20 protein-coding genes and 1 other annotated feature are annotated in these 21,337 nt (G+C 28.9%); of the genes, 18 read left to right on the top strand and 2 right to left on the bottom strand.

The window, feature by feature from the left end:
* Position 1: 1 nt before the first annotated feature.
* The 10 genes from NNC19_RS02915 (at position 2) to NNC19_RS02870 (ending at position 12,472) form a co-directional block, all read left to right on the top strand.
* Positions 2-2,110: a xanthine dehydrogenase family protein molybdopterin-binding subunit gene (locus tag NNC19_RS02915; protein WP_310937106.1), complete on the top strand. Its 2,109-nt coding sequence runs from the start codon at positions 2-4 to the stop codon at positions 2,108-2,110.
* On the top strand, positions 2,103-2,579 hold the full coding sequence (locus NNC19_RS02910; RefSeq protein ID WP_310937105.1) for a 2Fe-2S iron-sulfur cluster-binding protein: 477 nt from the start codon (positions 2,103-2,105) through the stop codon (positions 2,577-2,579). Before NNC19_RS02915 ends, NNC19_RS02910 begins: the two co-directional genes overlap by 8 nt.
* Positions 2,573-3,427 (top strand): FAD binding domain-containing protein, encoded by an 855-nt coding sequence (locus NNC19_RS02905; RefSeq protein ID WP_310937104.1) that lies wholly within the window; start codon positions 2,573-2,575, stop codon positions 3,425-3,427. The genes NNC19_RS02910 and NNC19_RS02905 overlap by 7 nt, the downstream gene beginning before the upstream one ends.
* Positions 3,428-3,521: 94 nt before the next feature.
* Positions 3,522-6,269 carry a molybdopterin cofactor-binding domain-containing protein gene (locus tag NNC19_RS02900; protein WP_310937103.1) on the top strand — a complete coding sequence of 916 codons (2,748 nt, stop codon included), beginning with the start codon at positions 3,522-3,524 and terminating at the stop codon, positions 6,267-6,269.
* Between the two features lie 4 nt (positions 6,270-6,273).
* Positions 6,274-7,296, top strand: a complete 1,023-nt coding sequence (locus NNC19_RS02895; RefSeq protein WP_310937102.1) for an XdhC family protein — start codon at positions 6,274-6,276, stop codon at positions 7,294-7,296.
* 80 nt (positions 7,297-7,376) lie between these two features.
* Entirely contained in the window at positions 7,377-8,741 is a 1,365-nt protein-coding gene (locus NNC19_RS02890) for a nucleobase:cation symporter-2 family protein (protein ID WP_310937101.1), read from the top strand.
* Positions 8,742-8,780: 39 nt separating this feature from the next.
* Complete coding sequence (locus NNC19_RS02885; RefSeq protein ID WP_310937100.1) at positions 8,781-9,161, top strand: RidA family protein; 381 nt, start codon at positions 8,781-8,783, stop codon at positions 9,159-9,161.
* 294 nt (positions 9,162-9,455) lie between these two features.
* Complete coding sequence (locus NNC19_RS02880; protein ID WP_310937099.1) at positions 9,456-10,487, top strand: FIST N-terminal domain-containing protein; 1,032 nt, start codon at positions 9,456-9,458, stop codon at positions 10,485-10,487.
* Positions 10,488-10,504: 17 nt separating this feature from the next.
* The gene (locus NNC19_RS02875; RefSeq protein WP_310937098.1) at positions 10,505-11,482 is read left to right on the top strand and encodes a methyl-accepting chemotaxis protein; all 978 of its coding nucleotides are present in this window, start codon (positions 10,505-10,507) and stop codon (positions 11,480-11,482) included.
* A 111-nt stretch (positions 11,483-11,593) separates the two neighbouring features.
* A complete protein-coding gene (locus tag NNC19_RS02870; RefSeq protein WP_310937097.1) occupies positions 11,594-12,472 on the top strand; it encodes a radical SAM/SPASM domain-containing protein in 879 nt (292 codons plus the stop codon).
* A gap of 26 nt (positions 12,473-12,498) precedes the next feature.
* On the opposite strand, the gene NNC19_RS02865 is transcribed toward NNC19_RS02870, so the two are convergent.
* The gene (locus NNC19_RS02865) at positions 12,499-13,293 is read right to left on the bottom strand and encodes an HAD family hydrolase (protein ID WP_310937096.1); all 795 of its coding nucleotides are present in this window, start codon (positions 13,291-13,293) and stop codon (positions 12,499-12,501) included.
* Positions 13,294-13,623: 330 nt separating this feature from the next.
* Between NNC19_RS02865 and NNC19_RS02860 the strand changes: the two genes are divergently transcribed.
* From NNC19_RS02860 to NNC19_RS02825, 8 genes are all read left to right on the top strand, one after another.
* Positions 13,624-14,046: a YjdF family protein gene (locus NNC19_RS02860; RefSeq protein ID WP_310937095.1), complete on the top strand. Its 423-nt coding sequence runs from the start codon at positions 13,624-13,626 to the stop codon at positions 14,044-14,046.
* A gap of 74 nt (positions 14,047-14,120) precedes the next feature.
* Positions 14,121-14,975 (top strand): LD-carboxypeptidase, encoded by an 855-nt coding sequence (locus NNC19_RS02855; RefSeq protein ID WP_310937094.1) that lies wholly within the window; start codon positions 14,121-14,123, stop codon positions 14,973-14,975.
* A 57-nt stretch (positions 14,976-15,032) separates the two neighbouring features.
* Positions 15,033-15,947: a ribonuclease Z gene (locus tag NNC19_RS02850; RefSeq protein WP_310937093.1), complete on the top strand. Its 915-nt coding sequence runs from the start codon at positions 15,033-15,035 to the stop codon at positions 15,945-15,947.
* A 12-nt stretch (positions 15,948-15,959) separates the two neighbouring features.
* On the top strand, positions 15,960-16,295 hold the full coding sequence (locus NNC19_RS02845) for a hypothetical protein (protein WP_310937092.1): 336 nt from the start codon (positions 15,960-15,962) through the stop codon (positions 16,293-16,295).
* Between the two features lie 182 nt (positions 16,296-16,477).
* Positions 16,478-17,275, top strand: coding sequence for an amino acid ABC transporter substrate-binding protein (locus tag NNC19_RS02840; protein ID WP_310937091.1), 798 nt, complete (start codon positions 16,478-16,480; stop codon positions 17,273-17,275).
* Between the two features lie 31 nt (positions 17,276-17,306).
* Positions 17,307-17,948 (top strand): amino acid ABC transporter permease, encoded by a 642-nt coding sequence (locus NNC19_RS02835; RefSeq protein WP_310937090.1) that lies wholly within the window; start codon positions 17,307-17,309, stop codon positions 17,946-17,948.
* 10 nt (positions 17,949-17,958) lie between these two features.
* Positions 17,959-18,651, top strand: a complete 693-nt coding sequence (locus NNC19_RS02830; protein ID WP_310937089.1) for an amino acid ABC transporter ATP-binding protein — start codon at positions 17,959-17,961, stop codon at positions 18,649-18,651.
* A gap of 175 nt (positions 18,652-18,826) precedes the next feature.
* Positions 18,827-19,516, top strand: coding sequence for a 4'-phosphopantetheinyl transferase superfamily protein (locus tag NNC19_RS02825; RefSeq protein WP_310937088.1), 690 nt, complete (start codon positions 18,827-18,829; stop codon positions 19,514-19,516).
* A gap of 58 nt (positions 19,517-19,574) precedes the next feature.
* Here the strand turns inward: NNC19_RS02825 and aspS are convergent, their stop codons facing one another.
* A complete protein-coding gene (gene aspS, locus NNC19_RS02820) occupies positions 19,575-20,858 on the bottom strand; it encodes an aspartate--tRNA(Asn) ligase (protein WP_310937087.1) in 1,284 nt (427 codons plus the stop codon).
* Positions 20,859-20,914: 56 nt separating this feature from the next.
* Positions 20,915-21,253 (bottom strand) — a binding site (T-box leader).
* Positions 21,254-21,337 lie beyond the last annotated feature (84 nt).

Genomic DNA, 21,337 nt, shown 5'->3' with positions numbered 1-21,337 from the left:
TATGGAGAGTATAAGAAAGTCAGTTAAAAAATCTGATCATCAAATAAAGGTTCAAGGTGAGGCTAAATATATAGCTGATATTAAGTTTAAAGATAGTTTATTTGCCAAGACATTGCGCTCAGAAAAAGCAAAGGCTGCTATCAAAAATATAATTATCCCAAATTTAAAAGATGGATACTTTGTAGTTCAAGGAGAAGATGTACCAGGAATAAATAAGGTTAAGATAATTGAAAATGATATGCCAATCTTTTCAGATAAAGAAGTTAATTATATAGGAGAGCCTATACTTTTAATTGTAGGGCCTGACATTCAAGAAGTATTAAATATCTTAAATGAAATAAAAGTAGAATATGAAGAAAGAGAGCCTGTACTTGATTTAAAAAAATACGAAGAATGTTTGTCAGAATATAGGTATAAAAAAGGAAATATAAAACAAGCAATAAAAAATGGAGTAAAAATAATAGAAGAAGAGTTTTATACAGGTTATCAAGAACAAGCATACTTAGAAACTCAAGGAGTTGTTGGGGTATATGAAGATGGAAAAGCAACAGTTTATGGAACTATGCAGTGTCCTTACTATGTTAAAGGAGCAGTTGTGCAAGCTTTAGGATGTGAAGAAAATAAAGTAAGGATAGTTCAAACAACTACAGGAGGAGGCTTTGGAGGAAAAGAAGATTACCCCTCCCTTTTAGGAGCACAAGTGGCTGTTGCAGCATATAAAACAAAAAAGTCAGTAAAACTTTTATTAGATAGGATTGAAGATATGTCTTTTACACCAAAAAGACATCCAGCTTTACTAAAGTACAAAAGCTTTTTAGATAAAGATAACAATCTAATTGGTATGGATATAAATATAACATTAAATGGTGGAGCATATAAGACATTATCTTCTGTTGTACTTCAAAGGTCACTTCTCTGTGCAACAGGAGTTTATAACATACCTAATATTAGGGTCAAAGGTCGTGTTGCTAAAACAAATACTATTCCAACAGGAGCCTTTAGAGGTTTTGGTGGACCACAAAGTATATTTGGGATAGAAACCCATATGGCACATATAGCAAATGAAATAGGTATTGTTCCTTTAGAATTTAAAAAGAAGTATTTTGTAAAAACAGGTGATGATACCTGTACTGGTGGGAAATTTACCTATGATATAAAGCTTGAAGAAATGCTAAAAAAGGCTGAAAAAATAAGTAACTTTAGTGAAAAATACAAAAAGTATTCTAAGGAAGATGGAATTATGAAAAAGGGAATAGGGATATCTTTATTCTTGCATGGATGCGGATTTACAGGTAGTGGAGAAAGGGATTTTATAAAAGCTAAGGTTAAACTTTTAAAAGATAAAGATGGAAAAGTGGAAATATTAGTGGCAAATACAGATATGGGGCAAGGCCTTCAAACCACATTTAAGAAAATAGTTGCTAAGGTTTTAGATATAGATTATGAAGACATAAAGTATGAAAATCCAGATACAGATAGAGTTCCAGATTCAGGACCAACAGTAGCTTCAAGATCAATAATGGTAGTTGGGAAACTTTTGGAAAGAGCAGCTAATAGACTTAAGGTTAATTGGAAAAATGGACAAGAACAAGAAATAGAAGAAAACTATAAACATCCAGACTTGATACCTTGGAATATAACAAAGTTTAATGGTGATGCTTATCCAAGTTATTCATGGGGGATAAATATTGTAGAACTTGAAGTGAATATCATAACAGCTGTTATAGAAGTTAAAGGAATATATACAGTTTATGATATAGGAATTCCAATAGATGAGACTATTATAGAAGGTCAAATACAAGGTGGTGTAATACAAGGTCTTGGATATGGTTCTTGTGAAAATATGGACTGTGATGATGAAGGAAGGATAAAACAACATAGTATAACAGATTATATTATTCCAACTTCAAAGGATGTTGTGAATATGAAAAATGAACTAGTTGATAATCCTTGTGATCTTGGTCCATTTGGAGCAAAAGGGGCTGGAGAGTTGACCTTAGTTGGAACAGCACCAGCTTATGCAAATGCAATAGAAAATGCATTAGGCATAAAGGTAGGTAAAATCCCTGTAACACCTGAATGGATTATGGAGGCTATAGAAAATGAATAAAGAGATAAAATTAAATATTAATAATAAAATCATTACAACAAAAGAGCATCATACCAAAAGGCTCCTAGATTTTCTAAGGGATGATATGGATATAACAGGCCCCAAAGAAGGCTGTGGGGAAGGAGAATGTGGTGCCTGTGCAGTGATTATAGATAAAGAATTAGTTAATTCATGTTTAGTTACAATTGGTTCTGTTCAAGGCAAAGAAATAATAACAGTTGAAGGATTAAAAGGAACAAAACAATTTGATATTCTAGAAAAATGTTTTGCTAAAGCAGGAGCAGTACAATGTGGATTTTGTACCCCAGGTATGATAATGGCAGCTCATGCATTACTGTCTAAAAATCCAAAACCAGAAGAAAATGATGTGAGAGAAGGTATTTCGGGGAATTTATGTAGATGTACAGGTTATAACATGATAATAGTTGGAATCCTTATGGCAGCTGAAAGAGGTGATGGTTTATGGTAGAAGGCTATTATCCCAATACACTTTTAGAAGCATTAAAAATATTAGAGGAGAAAGATATAATTATTCATGCTGGTGGAACTGATCTTATGGTTAGAAATAAGAATATAACATCACTTCTTCCTAAGTTTGACAAGGATTTATTATATATAGGTGATTTGAAAGAGTTAAAAGAAATCAAAATTTGTGACTCAATGATAGAAATAGGAGCAGCTTGTACTTATTCAAAGCTTTTAAAAGAAAAAGAAATTCCTAATGTTTTGAAAGAAGCTATTAAAGAAATAGCATCGCCAGCTATAAGAAATAAGGGAACTATAGGCGGAAACATCTGTAATGCATCACCAGCTGGAGATACACTACCTATTTTATATGCATTAGATGCAAAGCTGAAGCTAACTAACATAAGTATATCAAGAGAAATTAATATAGAAGATTTTATACTTGGTCCAAGAAAAATTACTCTTAAAAAAGATGAAATTTTAGAAAGTATAATCATACCAAAATCAAAAATAAACATTACTTACTATGAAAAAGTAGGAGCTAGGAAAGCCTCAGCTATCTCAAAATTATCCGTTGTTGCTCTTGCAGATATTGAAAATGAAAAGATTAATGATATTAGAATAGCCTTAGGTGCAGTAGGTACAACAGTTGTTAGAAGAAAAGAAATAGAAAATATTATAATAGGAACAGATTTAAAAGATATAAAAAATAAAATTGAAATTATAAAAAAAGCTTATTCAGAAAAGATAACGCCTATTAATGATCAAAGATCAACAGCAATCTATAGAAAAACAGTAGCTTTAAAACTTATAGAATATTTTTTAATCTCAAAATTACCAGCTATTCATTAAGGGACAATCAAAAAAATAACAAGTCAATCTGCCAGACTATTTGGACATGTTATTTATTTTCATGCCCATAAAGCTATATTGGAGGGATATAAGAGTGTCAAAATTAATAAGACTAACAGTAAATGGTGTAAACCTAGGTAAAGAGATTGATAAAGACTATTCGCTTTTAAAATACTTGAGAGATGAATTAAGTCTTATGGGAACAAAAAATGGTTGTGGAAAAGGTCATTGTGGAGCTTGCATGGTAATAATTAATGGTGAAGCTAAGCGTTCATGCCTTGTTAAAATGAGTAGATTAGACAAATCAAATATAGAAACTATTGAAGGATTATCTTATGGAGACAATCTTCATTATATACAAAAAGCCTATATAGATGAAGGAGCAGTGCAATGTGGCTTTTGTACACCAGGAATGATAATGTCAACAAAAGCATTGTTAGATAAGGTTGAAAATCCAACACAAGAAGAAATTAAAGAAGCATTAAAAGACAATATGTGTAGATGTACTGGATATACAAGCATAGTAAGAGCTGTACAAAGAGCAGTAAGGTATAAAAAACATTATGAAGATAATGGATACATCATAAAAGGCAGTAATTATATAGGTGTACCAGTGCCTAAGATAGATGGTGTAAAAAAGGTAAAAGGAGAACCCATTTTTGCAGCAGATTATACAGTAGAGAATATGTTACATGGTAAATTATTATTTTCTAAACATGCTCATGCAAAGATTAAAAAAATAGATATTTCAAAAGCAGAAAAATCAAGTGGAGTTAAGCTGGTTTTAACAGGTAAAGATATCCCAGGAAGAAATTCCTTTGGATTATTTGTTCCAGAACAACCTGTAATTAGTGAAGATGAAGTTAAATATTTAGGTGCAGTTGTAGCAGCTGTATTTGCAGATTCTGAGGAAGAAGCAGAAAAAGCTAGGGATTTAATAGAAGTTGAATATGAGGTTTTGCCAGCCATATTATCTCCAATAGAGGCTTTTAAGGATAATTCTCTTGTGATCCATGAATGTAAGAAAAATAATATAGTTCATGAGGTTCATGTAAGAAAAGGAGATATAGAAGAAGCCTTTAAAAAGGCTGATGTTATAGTAGAGGATTATTATTATACTCCAGCAATAGAACATGGATATTTAGAAACTGAAAGCTGTTTAGCTATTCCTAGTGAAGATGGAGGAGTGACTGTTTACTCAGGTAGTCAAGGCTCAGTAGGTTTTCAAGAGGCCATTTCAGCTAGTTTAGGGGTGCCTATGGAACAGGTAAGAGTTATTTATACCCCTTGTGGTGGTGGCTTTGGTGGAAAAGAAGAACCAACGGTGCAGATTCATGCATCTATTGCAGCAGTTAAAACAAATAGACCAGTAAAAATAATTTTATCAAGGGAAGAATCTATTAGAACAAGTACCAAGAGACATCCTATGCATATATGGATGAAACATGGTGCTACTAAAGATGGTAAGATATTAGCAGTCAAATCAGAAGTAATAGGGGACGCAGGAGCATATGAATCAGCCACAAAACCAGTTATATTTAGATCAGCAGTAACAGCAACAGGTCCTTATGTAGTAGATAATTTTCAAGCTGACTCCTATGGAGTATGTACACATAACAATCCTAATGGGGCCTTTAGAGGTTTTGGAAGTACTCAAGCAAGTTTTGCCTGTGAAATTCAAATGGATAAGATAGCTAGAAAATTAAATATGAATCCTGCAGAACTTAGAAAAATTAATGGTTATGCCTCAGGAAAGAGAACTGGAACAGGACAACTTTTAGGAGAAGGTGTTGGATATTTAAATACATTAAAAGTAGTTAAAGATGCATTATATAAGGAAAAAGATAAATTTAAACCATCTTCATATACTAAAAAAATAGGAATAGGAATAGCTAGTTCCTATAAAAATGTCGGTATTGGTACAGGTCTTTTAGATAAAGCTGGAGCTATAGTTGAAGTTATGGAATATGGAAAGATTCAAGTTAGAATGGGAGCAACTGATATGGGACAAGGTTGCGATACCATCTGTGCTCAAATTGCAGCAACAGTCCTAGATATACCTTATGAACTTTTTGAAGTAATAGCATGTGATACAAAAACTTGTCCAGATGGAGGTATGACTACAGCTTCAAGACAAACTTATGTAACAGGAAATGCTGTAAGAGTTGCAGCAGAAGCTGTGAGGCCAAAGCTTAAAGCGTATTTGGGTTTATTATCAAATAATGAAGAAAAAATTACACAAGATACTCTTAAAAAAGTTTATTTATTAAGTAAAGAAAATAATGATTACTTAAGAGAAGAAAGGGATTATATTCCACCTAAAACCTTTGCTCATAGAACCTGTGCAGATTTAAAGCCTAGTATGAAGGAAGAAGAATTAAAAATTCATTATGCATATTGTTTTGCAAGTGCAGGAGTTATCGTAGAAGTTGATACTTTAACAGGTGAAACAAAGGTATTAAAGGTATTTGCAGCTCAAGATGTAGGAAAAGCCATAAACCCACAAAATGTAAAAGGACAAATAGAAGGAGCAGTATTGATGGGAATGGGACTTGCTCTTTCAGAAGAATTCTTAGAAACAGATAGCAAAATACTTACTGATAATTTAAATAGAATTGGAATACCTAAAATTAAATCCACACCAGAAATAGAAGCCTTTGTTGTAGAGGTAGGTGAGCCAGAAGGTCCTTTTGGAGCAAAGGGAATGGGAGAAGTTGGACTAAATCCAATAGCACCAGCTATATCAAATGCAATTTTTGATGCAGTTGGAGTAAGAATGCAACAGCTCCCAATGAAAAAAGAAAAGGTATTAAAAGCCATTCAAGAGCTTAAAAGAAGGTGATGCTATGAAAAAAAAGTTTTATAATAATCTATTCAACAAGTTAAAAGAAAAAGGACAATTAAATGTAATCACAATAGTTAAAGGAAGTTATAAAGGAACAAGTCTAATTGGAGAAAAGTGTTTAAAAAGTGAAGATGAAATTCTTGATGTATTCTGGAGAGATATATTAAAAAAAATAAATTTTTCTAATGGGTCTACCCTGTTAAAAGTTAATGATAATCTTGAAGTGTTTATAGAATTTGTTTCATCAAAGCCTGATTTAGTTATATGTGGAGGCGGGCATATAGCACTACCTTTATGTCAATTAGGAAGGATGGTTGAATTTAAAACAACCATAATAGATGACAGAGAAGAATTTGCCAATATTTCAAGGTTTCCTATGGCAGATAGGGTTATATGTAAAGATTTTTCTAAAGCAATTGATGAGATAAAACCAAATAGAAGCACATATTTTGTTATTATCACTAGAGGTCATAAAGATGATAGAAAATGTTTAGAAACCATTCTAAAGAATAATTTCTTCTATGTAGGGATGATAGGAAGTAAGGGAAAGATTTCATATATTATAAATAACTTACTTGAAAATGGTTTTAGTAAAGAAGAGATAAGTAAACTTCATAGTCCAATTGGATTAAACATTGGTGCACAAACTCCAGAAGAAATTGCAGTAAGCATAATAGGGGAAATAATATTAGAAAAAAATCAAAAAGAAGCAAGCATTATAGAAGAAAATATTTTAAATTCAATTTGTAATAGAAAAGAGCCAATGATACTTGCAACTATAATAGATAAACATGGTTCTTGTCCAAGAGGTGTTGGAACAAAAATGCTTATATATGAGAATACAGAGTTTGTAGGCACTGTAGGTGGTGGAAGTATAGAAAATGCAGTATATGAGAAAGCATTAGAATTAATAAAAAATAGAAAATCTTCTGTAGAAGTTTATGATCTTTCAAATTCAGAGGCTTCAAACCTTGGAATGGTATGTGGTGGAAGTTTAAAAGTATTATTTGAATTTATAGAATAAATTAAAGACACTCAGTTGGGGAAAGTGTTTTTTCAATATAGAATCTAAAAATAAATAATTATACAAGTAGGGGGCTTATTATGTTAGAAAATGAATTAGTTAAAAAAGATAAAGTAAATGAAATGCTTCCAGTAGGCAAACTTGCAGTTTTAGGGTTACAACATGTACTTGCAATGTATGCAGGAGCAGTTTCAGTGCCATTAATTATTGGAGGAGCTGTAGGACTAACAAAAGAGCAACTAGCACTTTTAGTAGCAGCTGATTTATTTACATGTGGTTTAGCTACACTTTTACAAGCAATTGGGATTGGGCCTTATGTTGGTATAAAGTTACCTGCCATTTTAGGATGTACATTTGCAGCAGTAGGGCCACTGACTCTTATAGGAAAAAGTCTTGGTATAGAAACAGCTTATGGTTCAATTATAGTAGCAGCTATTATAGTTATAGTAATTGCACCTTTTTATGGAAAACTCTTAAGGTTTTTCCCAACTGTTGTTACAGGAACTGTTATAACTATGATAGGACTTTCTTTAATAAATGTAGGTGTTACAAGTATAGGTGGTGGTTCAGGGTCAGAAGATTTTGGAAGTGTAAAAAATTTAGTCTTAGCTGGATTTGTAATGATAGTTATACTCATATCAAATAAATTTTTAAAGGGCTTCTTTCAAGCTATATCTGTATTAAATGGTATAGTTCTAGGAACTATATTAGCATCATTTATGGGAAAGGTAGACTTTTCAACTATAGATACTGCCAAATGGATAAGTCCAATACATCCTTTTAATTTTGGAATACCTAAATTTGATATAGGATCTATAGTGATGATGACCTTTGTTATGTTAACAGTAATGATTGAATCAACAGGTACATTTTTAGGTATAGCTAGGGTTTGTGAAGTGGATATCAAAGAAAAAGACATAGTAAAAGGATTAAGAGCAGAAGGGATAGCCACAATTTTGGGAGGAATATTTAATTCTTTTCCATATACAACTTTCAATCAAAATCTAGGACTTTTAGCATTAAGTAAGGTAAAAAGTCGTTTTGTTGTAGTAGCTTCTAGTATAATTCTTATTGCCCTTGGATTGATTCCTAAATTTGCAGCACTAGCTACAATAATTCCTCAACCAGTTATAGGAGGAGCCACTACAATAATGTTTGCCATGGTTGCAGTTGCAGGTATTCAAATGTTATCTTCTGTAGATTTCAATAAGAGCTCAAATATGCTTGTGGTTGCATGTTCAATTGGATTAGGATTAGGGATAACATCAGTTCCAGATTTATTAAACAATGTACCAAGCATGATTAGGTCTATTTTTAGTAGTGGAATAGTAACTTCTTCTGTAGTTGCAGTAATACTCAATGCTTTCTTAAATGATAAAGGAAAACAAAAGAAAGATGAAATAAATTATGTAGAATATGGATTAGATAAGAATTCTAGTTTATAATTAGTTTAAATATAATAACTCAGATTTGGAGGAATAAAAATGTTAAAAGTAACAAATACAGATAAGGCTCCTGCAGCTATAGGACCTTATTCTCAAGCTATAAGCTTTGGAAATTTATTATTTACATCAGGACAAATCCCTTTAGATCCATCAACTGGAGAAGTGGTAGGAACAAATATTGAAGAGCAAGCTCTACAAGTTATGAAAAATATTTCAGCTATATTAGAGGCTAATGAGGTGGATTTTAAAAATGTTATAAAAACAACTTGCTTTATTGCAAATATGAGTGATTTTGCTAAATTTAATGAAGTTTATGCTAAATTCTTTGTAAGTAATCCAGCACGTTCTTGTGTAGCTGTTAAAGAACTTCCTAAAGGAGTTTTATGTGAAGTTGAAGCAATATGTGCTAAAAATCTGTAAACATATAAAAACAAAGGGAGCTTGGTATCCGGCGAAAGACAACCCAAGCTCCCCAATTAGCACTATTGTACCAACTGCATAGTAATATTAACATATATATATATATTAAACAAGTACCATTTATAAATGTAAACGAATATCTTTGTAAAATTTATATTTTAATAATTTTATTTAGTTTTTTTTATTAATATGTTTAAAAAACATAAAATTATCTCTAAGGTTGAAAAATATTTATACGATAATAAAAACAATAATAATATAACAAGATGAAAAATGACGAAAGGTTGAGATGAAATGGAGACATTTAAATTTTCAAATGTAGAAGAAACAATAAGTTACCTTAATAAAAACAGCTCATATGGACATGTTGTATTTTGTGATCCCGAAAAAGTTAAACAAATATCATCAGCCGTTACAGGTAATGTAGTATTGTGTTCTACCTCAGGAGAATATACAAGTGAAGGATTTGAAAAACATGTATGTACAGGCTTTCAATTTGATTTAAAGGAAGTTGAAATAGTTGAAATTAGTTATCCACCAATAAAAAGTTTAGAATCTCTAAAAAGAGCTTATGAAAAAGTAAAGAATAATGAAAATGCTTTTGCACTATTACTTTGTGATGGATTGTCAGGGGCAGAAGAAAGTATTATGACAACATTCTTTTTTGCAAGAGATAACTTTAAGATAATTGGGGGGAGTGCTGGAGACTATACCGAGTTTAAAGAAACTTTTATCTATCATGGAAATAGAAAAGTACACAGTATAGCTTTATTTTTCAATAGTAAGAAGAGAACTCAAATAATTAAAGAAAATATTTATAAGCCAACTGGAACTAAACTATTAGTAACAGAAGCTGATTCTGTAAATAGGATTGTTAAATCATTTAATAATAACCCTGCAAGCACAGAATATGCAAGAGCGCTTGGAATAGCAGAAAGTGAGTTACCTAAATATTTTATGAATAATCCATTAGGGAAGGTATCTAAAGATAATATATACATATCATCTCCTATGAAAGTAAATAGTGATAAATCAATAACCTTTTATTGCCAAATATTAACCAATACTTTTGTTGAAGTTCTGGAACCTACAGATACCTTAAGTATGATTAAACATACTCTTAATGAAGTAAAATTTAAGCCTAATTTTACTTTAGCTTTGAATTGCATATTAAGAAGCTTAAAGTTTCAAGATGAATCATTATGGAAAAGTATAGATAATGAATTATTAAATTTCTGCAAAAATACTACAGGATTTATTTGTTATGGAGAACAATATTATAAAGCTCATTTAAATCAAACTATGGTACTTTTAGTAACAGAATAATACAAGGAGGCGTTAATTTGTTTAACTTAAGAAAGAAAAAAGAGATAGAAATTTTTAAGGAAGCAGTCACTGAAGAAGTACAAACAGGTAAAGAGAAATTTAAATATGTTGATGAAGTTTTTGTTTTATCTAATGAAATAGATAAAAATGTTAATGCTCTTTTTAATGAAGAAGGTGATATGACTTTTGGACTTAAGAAGCTTCTTGAAGGAAATGAATATACTACAAATCAAATTCAAGAAGTTGAAAAGTATTTGCACACAGTATCAGATAATACAGATAACATAGAAGGTTTTGTTGAAGAAGTATTTGAAAGAATAAAAATATCATTAGACAAAGTTGAAGGTGCAGGAAAAGAAATTAACAATTTAGCAGTTAATATGAATTCTGTTAATACTATATTTAATGATATAGTTAGCAGTTTTGGAGATCTACAAGAAGAATATATGAACATAAATAAGATAGCTAGTCTCATTACAGATATTGCCAGTCAAACTAACTTATTAGCTTTAAATGCATCTATAGAAGCAGCAAGAGCTGGCGAAGCAGGTAAGGGATTTGCAGTTGTTGCCAACGAAATAAAAAATCTATCCGAAAGTACACAAAATAGTGTGAAAAGCATAATAGAATCAAATAATAATATGACAAAGATCATAGATTTATTAAGCAATAAATCTAATGAAGGTTCAAGTGTAGTTGAAGATACAATGAATGGAATTAAAAATTCTGAAAGTCAATTAAAGCGTATAATAGATGCGGAAAAAGAAGTTGCTACTAGCATGGAAAAGGTAAAAAAATCTCAAATAGAAAATAAAGAAAATGTTGAATCTATAACAAAAAATTTAACTAATGTTGTTGAAAAGTCAGTTAGAGATAATGATGATCTTGAAGAATTAATTTATAGTGTACAAGCAAAATCTGATTATTATTTACATGTTTTAAATCATCTAAATCAAATAAAGATACTTAGAGAAGAATATGATAAAAATAAGTAATACTATCTTTAACTAATATATAACATTAATTTTTATTGTTTATTATGTTAAATATAAGTATAATAAAGCTTGTATATTTAATCACAAGTAAATAATAGAGGTATTTAACATATGAATAAATTTAAAAAGGTTTATATAGAAATTACAAATATATGTAATCTTAGTTGTAGTTTTTGTCCAAAGACAAATAGAGTTAAAAAATTTTTAAGTATAGAAGAATTTAAAATGATACTTAATGAGATAAAGCCATATACAAAATTTATATATTTTCACTTAATGGGAGAACCTTTGCTTAACCCAAATCTTGAAGAGTTTTTAAAACTATCCTATGAAGAAGGTTTTAAAGTTAATATAACTACAAATGGAACATTAATTCCTAAAGTATATGATATTTTACTAAAATCTAAAGGGTTAAGACAAGTTAATATTTCATTACATAGTTTCGAAGCAAATGATAAAGAAGTATCTTTTAATGAATACTTTAAGGGAATACTTGAATTTATAAAGGAAGCTAATATGAATACAGATATAATCTGTTCTATGAGACTTTGGAATATGGATAGTAGTATTTTAAGTATAAAGGGAGAAAATAATCTAAACATAGATATAATAGAAAAAATAAGCCAAGAACTTGGATATACAGGCGATTTAAAAGAAAATCTTTATAGAGATAATAAAGTTAAAATTAAAGATAGAGTATATCTAAATGGGGCAGAGAAGTTTCAGTGGCCTAACATGCATGCTGAATTCTTTGGAGATATAGGTTTTTGCCATGGATTAAGAGATCATTTTGGAATATTAGTAGATGGCACAGTAGTTCCTTGTTGTTTAGATGGTGAAGGGCATATCCCTCTTGGAAATATATATAGTAAAACATTAAAAGATATTCTAGAATGTGATAGAGCTAGAAAGATTTATGATGGGTTTTCTGGACGTAAAAGAGTTGAAGAACTTTGTATGAGATGCGGATATAGTGAAATCTTTAAGTGATTTAAAAAAGTGGCTAAGCCGCTTTTTTAAATTATATTGAAATGTTTTAAAGCATATTCAATTCCATCATCCCCAATGTCTTTAGTAACAAAAGAAACGAAATCAAATAATATCGGATTACTGTTTCCCATAGCAATGCTATTTTTTACATATTTAAGCATGGATAAGTCATTTGTGCTATCTCCAATTGCATATGTGTTTTCAAAAGGAAGATTTAAGTACTTGATTATATATTCAATACCTGATGATTTAGAAAAACCTAAAGGCACAAGTTCGTAAAAATCCTTTCCTCTATGTATAAATTCAAAAACATCACTATATTTCTTGTTAAACTCTTCAAAATTACTATCATCTCTTGTCCAAATTGTTAATTTATCAAAATTTATTTCAGGTGAATTCCATGTTTCGCCATTATATAAATGCTCTTCTATATGGCGCTTTTTTATTCTCATTAATTCTTTAGAATTTATATTTGAATCTTCGTCATAATATAGACCATTTTCTCCTTCTAGAATTGCATCTATTTTACACTCTTTAAGGTCATTAACCACATCTTTAGATAATTTGTTACCCAATTGTTTTGAAAACAGGACTTTATCTGCATATTCAATATAAGTACCACATCCACATATATAGCCATCAAATTTTATGTCTTTAATAAAAGTGTCTATACTCACTATTGGTCTACCAGTATTAATAAATGCTAAGTGTCCATTTTCTTGAGCTTTTCTTATTGCTCTTTTTGTACTCTCTGGAATAACAAGAGTTTTTTCCGTTAGAATTGTTCCATCAATATCAAAAAAAATAATTTTGGGCTTCATTTTATTCTCCTTTAAGCTTGTCTATAGTTTTTTATAGTTAATTTTAAATTATATTATCATTATATCTGAATTGTTAATATACATACAACTATAATATATGATACATAAAATATAATGTTTGATAAAGAGTTTTTGTAAAAGCAGTATTTTTTGCACTATACAATATCTTTTCTTCATGAGTAACTTTATTTTAGGGCAAAATAAGGATATAATAGCATATAGAGATAAAAACACAGTTCTGTTGGTAGTCAGAACCTATTTCATATAGCAGTAACCTGCCTCCTGAGGTTGTCCTTTCTCTGTAATTTAAATTTACAGGAGGATTTGATTATGATGCCAATAATTAAATTAACAGTTTTATTTAGTAATCCTTTTTGGATTGGAATCTTTGAAGTAGAGGATGGTAATGAATTTCAAGTATGTAAAGTAACTTTTGGTTCAGAGCCAAAGGATTATGAAATATATGAATTTATATTAAAAAAGTTATATTCATTAAACTTTACTTCCTCTATTTTAATTGATGATGTGAAAATAATTAAAAAAAAGAAAAATCCTAAAAGAATTATGAGAGAGATAAAAAAATCTACATGTGAAAAAGGAATAGGAACTAAGGCACAAGAAGCTTTAAAATTGCAATACGAAAATAATAAAGAATTATGCAAGAAAAAAACAAAAGAACTAAGAGAATTAGATAAAGAAAGAAAGTATTATCTAAAACAAAGAAAAAAACTTGAAAAGCATAAAGGTCATTAATTAGACAAAAAGTGCTGGTTCTATAATAGGGCAGCACTTTTTTAGCAAATAAGCAAAAGGCAGGTGTGCGAAAAATGATTTTAAAAAAAGGAGATAAAATAGGTATTGTTGGATGCTCAAATGCACAGTCTTTATTAAATAAGCCAAAGATTGAAGAATTGTTAAAGGTACTTAAAGATATAGGATTGATTCCTATTTTTAGTGAATACATATATGAAAAATACTCCATATTTAGCGGAAGTCCAGAAGATAGAGCAAAAGCATTACTTAAGTTTTATTCTGATACTGAAATTAAAGTTATCTTTGATATTTCAGGTGGAGATCTTGCAAATGAAGTATTAGAATATATAGACTTTGATTTAATTAGAGAAAATCCTAAACCTTTCTTTGGGTATAGTGATTTAACTACTATAATAAATGCAATATATACTAAGACTGAATCTATATCATATTTGTATCAAATAAGAAATTTAATATATGATAATAAAGATGTTCAAAAAGAAAGAGTTATAAATTCTTTACTTAATGAAAAAAATGATTTGTTTGATATTAAGTATTCATTTATACAAAATAATAAAATGGAGGGAGTTTTAGTTGGTGGAAATTTAAGATGTTTTCTAAAGTTAGCAGGAACACCGTACTTTCCTAAATTAGAAAACAAAATATTGTTTTTAGAATCACTTGGAGGAGAAGTTGGTCTTATTTCCACTCTATTTAGGCAGTTAAAACATATTGGAGTATTCTCAAAAATAAATGGAGTTTTACTTGGAAATTTTACAAAAATGGAAGAGGATAATTTAAAACCTACAGTAGAGGATATCCTTAAAAATGTAATAAATAATGAAAATATGCCTATTGCAAAAACAAAAGAAATAGGTCATGGAAGTGATTCAAAATGTATTGCAATAGGTAAATTTATATCATTATAGAAGTTATATTAAACATAGTTAGATGAAATTTATAATATTATATTTGAGGTGAATTAAATGATAGATTTAACGCTTTTAGGTTGTGGTGGAGGAATGCCTACTCCAAATAGGTATTTATCATCATTATTAATTAATTATAAAGGAAGAAAAATGCTTATTGATTGTGGAGAAGGAACACAAGTTTCAATGAAAATAGCTAATACAGGCTTTAAAAATATAGATATTATTTGTATTACACATATTCATGGAGATCATATAGTAGGTCTTCCTGGACTTTTAGGTACTATAGGTAATAGTGGTAGAATAGAACCCATTACAATTATAGGGCCAGAGGGTATAACTGAAGCTGTAGAAGGACTTAGAGTTATTGCAAGGTATCTTCCTTATGAAGTAAATGTTATTGAAAATCCAAAAGAAGATTTGAACATTATAAATGATGAAATTAAAATTTCTACATTGGAGGTTGATCATTCATCTCCATGTATAGGTTATAGTTTTTACTTTAAAAGGGCTGCTAAATTTGATGTGGAAAAGGCAACAAAAAATAATATACCTAAAAATTTATGGGGGAAACTTCAAAAATCTAATAAAGAGATTATTGAAAATGGAATTACTTATTCACAATCTATGGTGATGGGAGAACAGAGAAAAGGTATTAAATTAAGCTTTATAACAGATACAAGGCCAATTAATACAATCCCTGAATTTATTAAAGATAGTGATTTGCTTATAAGTGAAGGAACATATGGTGATGATTTAGATATAGAAAAAGCAATAAAAAATAAGCATATGACTTTTAGGGAAGCTGCAACGTTAGCTAAAGAATCTCAAGTAAAAAAACTTGTTTTAACACATTTTGGCACAGCATTGGAAGATCCAGAATACTTTATAAATAATGCTAAAGAGATTTTTGAAAATACTGTAGCTGGTGAAGATAGGATGGCTTTTGAACTAAAATTTGATGAAGAATAGGAGAGGTACTAAATGATGATAAAAGCATTAGATGTTGCTGATAAATTAGGATTATATTTAAAGATTGTAACAACCACTTCATCTTTTGAAAATTATAATAGCTTTTTTAATATATACACTGATATGGAAGAACCTTGTAGAAGAGTAGCTGTTTTGACTCCTTATAAAGATTTAGAAGAAGTTACAGAAGTGGATTTAAGTAAACCAATTGAAAAGCTTAAAATAATTGATAATAATTTATGGATAGAAGAATATCCTCTAACAGTTAACCCAAAAACAATTAAATTAGAAGATATATACATACCAGAAGAAACATGTGATGTGATAAAAAAATCAATAAAATTTTAAGTATTTAGTTGTTAATATTAAATTATAACCATATCAGAAATTTTTGATATGGTTTTTTGCATTAATATTCAATAATAAATTACATTTTTTGTCGTAAAAGAAAAAAATCATTGCATTCATCACTTTAGTGTGGTAAAGTATTAAAAGAATGATAAATAAACATTACTAAAGGAGTGGCAATAATGAATTTGAAAAAGTTATTAAAAAAAGGCTTAGTTATAACAATGATTGGAACACTAGCTATAAGTATGGTTGCTTGTGGTAGTGATAAAAATAAAACAAACACTCTAAATAAGGATGAAATAGTTTTAGGGTTTGATGATACCTTTGTACCAATGGGATTTAAAGGTGATGATAGCAATTATACTGGTTTTGATATAGAATTATCTGAAGCTGTAGCTAAAAAGTTAAATAAAAAAATTACATTTCAACCAATTGATTGGACTATGAAAGAATCAGAACTTAAGAATGGAAATATAGATTTAATTTGGAATGGATATTCTGTTACAGATGATAGAAAGAAAGAAGTGGATTTTTCAAAATCATACTTAAAAAATAGACAAGTAATAATAACTCTAGCAGATTCAACTATAAATTCTAAAGATGATTTAAAAGGGAAGAAAGTTGCTGCTCAAGATCAATCAAGTGCTGTTGATGCAATAGGTAATTACAAAGATAACTTTAAAGAGTTAATTACATTTTCAACAAATGATGAAGCTTTAAGAGATTTAGAAGCAGGAAGAAGTGATGCAGTAGTTGCTGATGAAATTCTTTCAAGGTATTATTTAAAGCTTAAAGGTGAAACTAAATACAAAGTATTAAGTGATGACTTTGGTAGTGAAGAATATGCTGTAGGTATCAGAAAAGATGATAAGGAATTTGTTGATACATTTAACAAAGCTTATGATGAAGTTGTAGCAGATGGAACTGCTTCAGAAATCTCTAAAAAATGGTTTGGAGAAGATATTATTTTAAAGTAATTTGAAGATATGGGAAGGGGGATATCCCTAAATGGACATGATAAAAGAATTAATGCCACAATTATTACAAGGTTTAGAAATGACATTGGCAGTATTTGTATTAACTTTAATACTTTCAATACCTCTTGGGATAGTTGTTGCATTAGGAAGAATTTCGAAAATCAAAATAATTAAAAATATAACTGGAGTATATGTTTTGATTATGAGAGGAACACCTCTATTATTACAATTAGTATTTATATTCTTTGGGTTACCTATATTAAACATTAGTATTGATAGATTTCCTGCAGCTTTATTAGCATTTGTACTTAATTATGCTGCATATTTTGGTGAAATCTTTAGAGCAGGAATTCTTTCAATAGATAAAGGGCAGTATGAAGGTGCAGAAGTATTAGGTTTATCTTCTAAAGATACTTTTTTAAGAATAATATTACCTCAAGCTTTCAAAAGAATTTTACCACCTGTAGTTAATGAAATAATAACCTTGGTTAAAGATACATCTTTAGTATACGTAGTTGGATTAGATGAATTATTAAAAATAGCCAAAGCAGCATCTAATAAACTTTCATCACTAGTACCCTTAGTTATAGTTGGTATAATATATCTATTACTTATAGCAATACTAACAAAAGTACTTTCTAGAGTAGAAGAAAAATATAATTATTATGAATAGGTGGTAAGACATGTTAAAAATAACTGGACTAAAAAAAAGTTTTAAAAAAACAGAAGTTTTAAAAGGGATTAACCTTACTATAAACCATGGAGAAACTCTTGTTATAGTTGGACCATCTGGTGGAGGAAAAACAACACTATTAAGATGTGTTAATGCTTTAGAAAAAGCTGATGGTGGTACTATAGAAATAAATGGCAAGACTCTTTGTGATAATGGTAAGTATGCAGATAAAAACGGTTTGAAGGATATAAGGAAAGATGTTGGATTAGTATTTCAAGGGTATAATTTATTTCCTCATATGAATGTTTTAGAAAATCTAATAGAAGCTCCTCAAAGGGTTTTTGGAGTATCAAAAGAAGATGCAACTAAAAAAGCAAGGGAAATATTAGGATTCTTAGGATTAAGAGATAAAGAAACTAACTATCCCTTTGAATTATCAGGAGGTCAAAAGCAAAGAGTTGCAATAGCAAGAGCATTGACCTTAGAGCCAAAACTTATGTGTTTTGATGAACCAACATCAGCTTTAGACCCTAGTTTAACTGATGAAGTTGCCAATATAATAAAAAGCCTAAATAATAAAGGTATGTCTAATCTTATTATAACTCATGATATGGATTTTGCTAAAAAAGTAGCAGATAGAATTTTTTCTATGGATAAAGGACTATTAAAAGAAGGCCTTATTTTTGAAGAAAACATTAATTAACTAAAAATATAAATGATTAAAACTTAATTTATTAAAGAGGTATTTAGTTTATAGATATACCTCTTTTTTTATATGAGAATTTACTGCCTTGAAGTAAATATAAAAATTTAATATACTAAAACTATAAAAATTACATTATACATATAAAAATAAATTTTTATAATCAGGGGGAACAATGGAAATTTATATTTTTAATATAGAAAAAATAAATAAAACATTTGATTTTGAAAAGTTTTATAACTATGTTGATAAAGAAAAAAGAGAAAAGGTAATTAAGTTTAGAAGAGATGAAGATAAAATTCGGTCACTATTAGGCGATGTTTTAGCAAGAATTTTGATTTGTAAATTTTTAAAATGCAAGAACAAAGATATTAAATATAAATATAACGAGTATGGTAAGCCATATATAGATGAAAATGTAGAATTTAATATTTCACACTCAGGAAATTATGTTGTTGTGGCAATAGATAATGCCCCTTTGGGTATAGATATAGAAGAGATGAAAGAAATAGAATTTGAAGGAATAGCTAAAGGATACTATAATGAAAGCGAGTATAATTGGATAATTAATCACAATAAATCTGAGCAAATGAAATGTTTCTATAAAATATGGACATTAAAAGAAAGTTATGTGAAATATGTAGGCAAAGGATTGAGTATAAATTTTAATTCTTTCAAATTTAATATAGCTCAGGATAATAAATTTAATATAGATAATACGAAAAATGACATTCAATTATATTTTAAAAATTATAATATTTTGGACAAGTATCAATTATCAGTATGTTCTAAAAAAGATGAATTTATATTTAAAGATATGGAATATAATTCATTAATAAAATATATGAAAGATTATGATGATTAAATATTTGTTTTTTAGATACTAAAAAGATTTATATGTCTTTTTAGTATCTAAAATTTATCTAAGGGATTAAACGTGTTCTATCTCTAGGAATAAGGCTAGCTTCTCGTATATTTTTTAATCCTAAAACTTGACAGGTGATTCTCTCTAACCCTATAGCTAATCCACCATGTGGAGGCATTCCATATTTGAAATTTTCAGTATAACTTCTATAGTTGTCTGGATTTAAGCCTTTATATTTAATATTGTCAATTAACATGTCATAATCATGAATTCTTTGTCCACCTGTAGTTATTTCAATACCCTTGAAAAGTAAATCAAAACTATTAGTTTGAAATTTCCCATTTGGCATAGTATACATAGGTCTCTTACTTCTAGGATAATGGGTTAAAAATATAAAATCACTATTAAATTTCTCTTTTGCATATTTACATATAAGTTTTTCACCTTCAGGATCTAAATCACCTTCAGGGTTACTTTTCCCATACTCCATATTTACAATTTTTATAGCTTCATCTAGTTCAATTCTTGGAATATTATTTATTTTAGGAATTTGTACCTGAAAATTATTTAAAATTCTCTTACCTTCTTTATTTATTTTGTCTAAAATATATTTTAATAACTCTTCTTCTAAATCCATCAATTCACTTTCATCATCTATAAATCCTATTTCCAAATCCATGCTTATATATTCATTTAGGTGTCTTGAAGTATTATGTTCCTCTGCTCGATAAACATGCCCAATTTCAAAAACTCTCTCAAATCCAGCACCAACCATAATTTGTTTATAGAATTGTGGACTTTGACAAAGATAAGCATCATTTTCAAAGTATTTCAGTTTAAATATTTCGGAGCCACCTTCAGCACCTTCTTTAACAATTTTAGGTGTAGATATTTCTGTAAAACCTTTATTATTTAGAAATTCTCTAAAGCCATTAGAAATTATATTTTGAATCTTAAAGATACTATTTATTTTTTCATGTCTTAAACTTAGCATCCTATTATTTAACATAGTATCTAAGGTAACATCTAAATCTTTTTTATTAATTTCAATAGGTAGTGGAGTAGTAGCTTGACTTATTAAGCTAAATCTTTCCACATTTATTTCATAAGGATTTAAATCATTTCTATTTAATACTATTGTACCAACAATTTCAACTGAAGATTCAAGTGAAATGCTTAGATTTAAGATTTTATTATCTATAACACATTGAATTAGTCCTGATCTATCTCTTAGAATTAAAAATGTCACTGATTTTAATCGTCTTATACTAGCAATCCATCCCTTAATTAGAACTTGTTCATTTATATAATTATTTAAATTATTAATCATTATTCTTTGCATAGAACACACTCCTTATATTTAATAAATAATAAAACCCCTTAAGGTATGTTACTAACTTAAGGGGCGAATATATTTCGCGGTACCACCCTTTTTAACTTATGATTAAACCTTTAAAATATGATACAAATATAAAATTGGCCACTTTTATATAAAAAAAGCTTTCACTTCATATAGAAGTGAAAGCTAATACTTCACGGTACCATTCTATTTTAACAAAAGTTTAAACTTAAGTTATCTCTAATCCTTATAACGGAGGAATCCGGCTTAACCTACTAATATTTTCAGATAAGCTTCTCCAGGATGTCTTCAATATAACTTTTCTCATAGAGCTTACACCACCCTCTACTCGCTTAAGATACTAAGATAATATTTACTATTCCCTTCAAAGAATTTACAAATATCATATACCTTAAATTAATATTTGTCAATAATAAAAATTAAAGGAATTTGGGGATTGTATAACACATTTTACGACATAT

This window comes from Clostridium sp. SHJSY1 (assembly GCF_031626875.1).
Classification (GTDB): domain Bacteria; phylum Bacillota; class Clostridia; order Clostridiales; family Clostridiaceae; genus Clostridium.
The sequence above is the reverse complement of the archived record's forward strand: the minus strand, read 5'-3'. Positions and strand labels throughout refer to the sequence as shown.

Bases quoted from the DNA above. Each gene is read 5' to 3' on its own strand.
- NNC19_RS02915 (WP_310937106.1), top strand. From the start codon at position 2: ATGGAGAGTATAAGAAAGTCAGTTAAAAAATCTGATCATCAAATAAAG.
- NNC19_RS02910 (WP_310937105.1), top strand. From the start codon at position 2,103: ATGAATAAAGAGATAAAATTAAATATTAATAATAAAATCATTACAACA.
- NNC19_RS02905 (WP_310937104.1), top strand. From the start codon at position 2,573: ATGGTAGAAGGCTATTATCCCAATACACTTTTAGAAGCATTAAAAATA.
- NNC19_RS02895 (WP_310937102.1), top strand. From the start codon at position 6,274: ATGAAAAAAAAGTTTTATAATAATCTATTCAACAAGTTAAAAGAAAAA.
- NNC19_RS02890 (WP_310937101.1), top strand. From the start codon at position 7,377: ATGTTAGAAAATGAATTAGTTAAAAAAGATAAAGTAAATGAAATGCTT.
- NNC19_RS02885 (WP_310937100.1), top strand. From the start codon at position 8,781: ATGTTAAAAGTAACAAATACAGATAAGGCTCCTGCAGCTATAGGACCT.
- NNC19_RS02880 (WP_310937099.1), top strand. From the start codon at position 9,456: ATGGAGACATTTAAATTTTCAAATGTAGAAGAAACAATAAGTTACCTT.
- NNC19_RS02870 (WP_310937097.1), top strand. From the start codon at position 11,594: ATGAATAAATTTAAAAAGGTTTATATAGAAATTACAAATATATGTAAT.
- NNC19_RS02865 (WP_310937096.1), bottom strand. From the start codon at position 13,293: ATGAAGCCCAAAATTATTTTTTTTGATATTGATGGAACAATTCTAACG.
- NNC19_RS02860 (WP_310937095.1), top strand. From the start codon at position 13,624: ATGATGCCAATAATTAAATTAACAGTTTTATTTAGTAATCCTTTTTGG.
- NNC19_RS02855 (WP_310937094.1), top strand. From the start codon at position 14,121: ATGATTTTAAAAAAAGGAGATAAAATAGGTATTGTTGGATGCTCAAAT.
- NNC19_RS02850 (WP_310937093.1), top strand. From the start codon at position 15,033: ATGATAGATTTAACGCTTTTAGGTTGTGGTGGAGGAATGCCTACTCCA.
- NNC19_RS02845 (WP_310937092.1), top strand. From the start codon at position 15,960: ATGATGATAAAAGCATTAGATGTTGCTGATAAATTAGGATTATATTTA.
- NNC19_RS02840 (WP_310937091.1), top strand. From the start codon at position 16,478: ATGAATTTGAAAAAGTTATTAAAAAAAGGCTTAGTTATAACAATGATT.
- NNC19_RS02835 (WP_310937090.1), top strand. From the start codon at position 17,307: ATGGACATGATAAAAGAATTAATGCCACAATTATTACAAGGTTTAGAA.
- NNC19_RS02830 (WP_310937089.1), top strand. From the start codon at position 17,959: ATGTTAAAAATAACTGGACTAAAAAAAAGTTTTAAAAAAACAGAAGTT.
- NNC19_RS02825 (WP_310937088.1), top strand. From the start codon at position 18,827: ATGGAAATTTATATTTTTAATATAGAAAAAATAAATAAAACATTTGAT.
- aspS (WP_310937087.1), bottom strand. From the start codon at position 20,858: ATGCAAAGAATAATGATTAATAATTTAAATAATTATATAAATGAACAA.